The 3,465-nt window shown below is 41.3% G+C and carries 4 protein-coding genes and 2 tRNA genes; all 6 read right to left on the bottom strand.

Features of this window, described 5'->3' with window-relative positions; all coding sequences use genetic code 11:
- Positions 1-390 (bottom strand): S1 RNA-binding domain-containing protein (locus SPADD19_RS12710; RefSeq protein ID WP_241496502.1); only part of this gene is annotated, 390 nt, incomplete at its 3' end.
- 168 nt (positions 391-558) lie between these two features.
- Positions 559-630: transfer RNA gene (locus tag SPADD19_RS06220), tRNA-Gln, on the bottom strand.
- A gap of 49 nt (positions 631-679) precedes the next feature.
- Positions 680-760 (bottom strand) — tRNA-Tyr (locus tag SPADD19_RS06215).
- 52 nt (positions 761-812) lie between these two features.
- Positions 813-1,043 (bottom strand): DUF2969 domain-containing protein, encoded by a 231-nt coding sequence (locus SPADD19_RS06210; RefSeq protein WP_023918020.1) that lies wholly within the window; start codon positions 1,041-1,043, stop codon positions 813-815.
- A 236-nt stretch (positions 1,044-1,279) separates the two neighbouring features.
- A complete protein-coding gene (locus tag SPADD19_RS06205; RefSeq protein ID WP_061455535.1) occupies positions 1,280-2,302 on the bottom strand; it encodes a branched-chain amino acid aminotransferase in 1,023 nt (340 codons plus the stop codon).
- A 175-nt stretch (positions 2,303-2,477) separates the two neighbouring features.
- A partial coding sequence (locus SPADD19_RS12705; protein ID WP_277619467.1) for a DNA gyrase C-terminal beta-propeller domain-containing protein occupies positions 2,478-3,465 on the bottom strand: 988 nt, incomplete at its 5' end.

Below are 3,465 nucleotides of genomic sequence, written 5' to 3'. Positions count from 1 at the left end.
ACGAAGTCCTTCAAATTCTACTGAAAGTCCGCCTTTAACAGCGCGAGTTCCTTTAACAGTAACAACTTCTTCTTCACGTCCGACCAATTTGTCCCATGCTTTGCGAGCTTCCAAACGTTTTTTAGATACAAGGTAAGTTACTGTATCAGTATCTTTACCAACTACTTGACGAAGAACAAGCAATTCAAGTGTTTCACCTGGTTTTACCAAGTCATTGATGTCAGCATCACGATCGTTTGTCAATTCGCGAAGAGTCAAAACACCTTCGACACCAGTTCCAGAGATTGCAACGTTAGCTTGGTTCGCGTCAACTGTCAATACTTCAGCAGTAACAACGTCACCTGGTTCAACTTGGCTAACACTGTTTAGCAAATCTTCAAATTCATTCATCTAAAAAATCCTCCAACAATCAAGTTTTCTAAAACTTGACATACTTATAATTATTTTTCCTAAGCAAGCACTCGCAACGAAATCAAAATGATCTACAACGACTTCTTCATATAAAGAAATAAAATACCTGAGTAGATATTTTACCACCTTATCTGATATTACCTAGAACTGGGGTAGCTGGATTCGAACCAACGCATGAGGGAGTCAAAGTCCCTTGCCTTACCGCTTGGCTATACCCCAAAAAGAGCGCTGACATTAGTCACTTTATCATCGTCACAATGAACGCTAATGGAGAGAGAGGGATTCGAACCCCCGAACCCGAAGGAGCGGATTTACAGTCCGCCGCGTTTAGCCTCTTCGCTATCTCTCCATATAAATCAACAGGATCTATTATACCATTGATTTATTTTGATTGCAAGCCCTTATTTATTCAAATTATAATTTTCTATTAAAATTTCAACGGCTTTTTCAAGTTTTTTGTAAAGAGAATCCACATTTCCATTTTTGATAATGGCATATTGACCAGCCATATCTGCAATTTCACCAATCGTTTTCTTTCCAATGGACAAAGTAAAACCATCAAAAGTGTCTTTTCCGACGGTTACTTTACTATCAACGATTTGAATCTCAATTTTCTTATCTTTTTTACTCATTTCAACCCTCTTTTCACTTTTTCTATTTTACAAAAATTCTCTTGATGACGCAAGAGAAAAGGGAGTGGGTCAGAAAGAATTTAGTTAGAAATTCCTTCTTTATCCCACCCCCGCAAGAGTCATTCGGCACTCTTCTATTCCTGAAAGCGAATGAAGAGAAACATTAGCTACTGCGTTCTTTCGTTAAGACTCGTTCTCATTGAAGTCTGGACACTTTTGTCCCAGACTCTTTCGGTTTAATCGACTTTGACAATCCATCCTTCTGGTGCTTCGACATCACCAAATTGGATACCGGTCAACTCGTCATAAAGTTTACGTGTGACAGGACCTACTTCTGTTTCAGAATAGAAGACATGGAAGTCATCACCGTGTTGAACGCCTCCGATTGGAGAGATGACAGCTGCGGTACCACAAGCTCCTGCTTCTACAAAGCGATCCAAGTCATTGATAAAGACATCCCCTTCAATTGGTGTCATACCAAGACGGTGTTCTGCCAAGTAAAGTAAAGAATACTTGGTGATCGATGGCAAGATAGAAGGACTCAATGGCGTTACAAATTCGTTATTAGCAGTGATTCCAAAGAAGTTTGCAGAACCAACTTCTTCAATCTTGGTGTGCGTCGCTGGATCGAGATAAATCACGTCAGAGAAGTTACGATCATGCGCAATCTTACCTGGCAACATACTAGCTGCGTAGTTCCCACCAACTTTAGCAGCTCCAGTACCATTTGGTGCAGCACGGTCATACTCATCTTGAATCAAGAAGTTCGTTGGAACTAAACCACCTTTAAAATAGTTACCGACAGGCATGGCAAAGATGGTAAAGATATACTCATCTGCTGGATGCACACCAATAATATCACCAACCCCAATCAAAAGTGGACGAAGGTAAAGGGTAGCTCCAGTACCATATGGTGGAACATACTCTTCATTGGCTTTCACCACTGCCTTACAAGCATCCACAAACATGTCAACAGGTACTTGAGGCATCAGCAAACGATCTGCTGTGCGTTGCAAACGTTTAGCGTTTTGATCTGGACGGAACAATTGGATGCTTCCATCTTTTGTACGGTAGGCTTTCAACCCTTCAAAGGCTTGCTGACCGTAATGCAAACTTGGAGAAGATTCGGACAAATGCAAGGTCGCCTCTTCTGTCAATTCCCCTTTTTCCCAAGCTCCATTGCGATAATGTGCCAAATAGCGATAAGGTAATTTCATATATGAAAAGCCAAGGTTTTCCCAATCAAGTGATACTGTCATGATAGTGCTCCTTTTAATTCTTTCTATTCCTTGTCGATCTGATGTAGGTCGATTCAGTTTCTCAATCTATGTACACTATTGTACACCATTTCATGAGAATTTCAAGCGAAATTTTCAATTTTCAGAAAATTTATTTTTAAAGAAAGTCAGTCCTAGAATGGACCAACGCTTTCTTTTATTTGATGGTAGCTGAAAAAACTTCTTGATCCGAAATGGTATCGTTAACAAAGGATCCATTGCTTGTTCTTTCAGAAATGCTTAATTGTGTTAAATCAACTTCTGTTACCTGACCTGTTGTAGAAGTGATCTGAAGAATTTGATCTTGTTCTGCCACTTCTTCTTGGCTCGTAAAGAGATCAAAATCTCCCTGGCCAGTGAAGACTGGACCTGCCTTGAAGACACGGTGTGGTTTATTTTTCAACTCACGCAAGACCTGTAGTCCCCGTTTAGCCCGACTGGTCACAGGAATATCGTCTTGTAACATCCGTTTGAGACTGCCTCGTTGAGTCAAAATGTACATGCTTGGAGTTGTCGACTTAAAGGCGGCAGCAACTTGATCTCCGTCTTTGAGGTTAATGGCTTTGACCCCTGCTGCTTTGGCGCCTACGACAGGGACCTCCTCAACATTGAAGCGCAACCCATACCCATTTTTAGTAATGATCATGATATCTTCAAGAACAACTGGCGCAACTGCTACGATACGGTCGTCTTGGTCTTTTAGCTTAGCATACTTAGTCGATTTAGAACGATAAGTCCGCCATGGGCTCAATTCTTTTCGTTCAAAGCGCTTGATTTGTCCTTGTTGAGTTGCTGCAAAATAAGTCACTCCTTCAAACTGATCTACAATCTCCGCAAAGAGAATTTCTTCCTCTTGCTCGAAATTGGTCAAAGTCTGACTAAGGTGCTCTCCGATATCCTTCCACTTAGTATCTGTCAATTCATGAATTGGTCGATAAATGGCATTCCCCAAGTTGGTAAAGAGTAAGAGATGCTGAGTGGTCTTTGCAGGCTCTACGAAAATCAACTCGTCATCGTCCCGTTTACCGACTTCTTCCAGTGTTGAGGCATTGAAAGAACGAGGCGAGGTCCGTTTAATGTAACCCGCACGGGTTACACTGACGAAGGTTTCCTCTTCAACAATGAGACTGGCTGTATCAATCTCG

The organism is Streptococcus parasanguinis, assembly GCF_001578955.1.
GTDB classification, from domain to species: Bacteria; Bacillota; Bacilli; order Lactobacillales; family Streptococcaceae; genus Streptococcus; species Streptococcus parasanguinis_U.
Note: the sequence above shows the minus strand (reverse complement) of the source record. Positions and strands in the feature narration are given on the sequence as shown.

Coding starts and splice junctions, on each gene's coding strand:
- SPADD19_RS06210 (WP_023918020.1), bottom strand. CDS start 1,043: ATGAGTAAAAAAGATAAGAAAATTGAGATTCAAATCGTTGATAGTAAA.
- SPADD19_RS06205 (WP_061455535.1), bottom strand. CDS start 2,302: ATGACAGTATCACTTGATTGGGAAAACCTTGGCTTTTCATATATGAAA.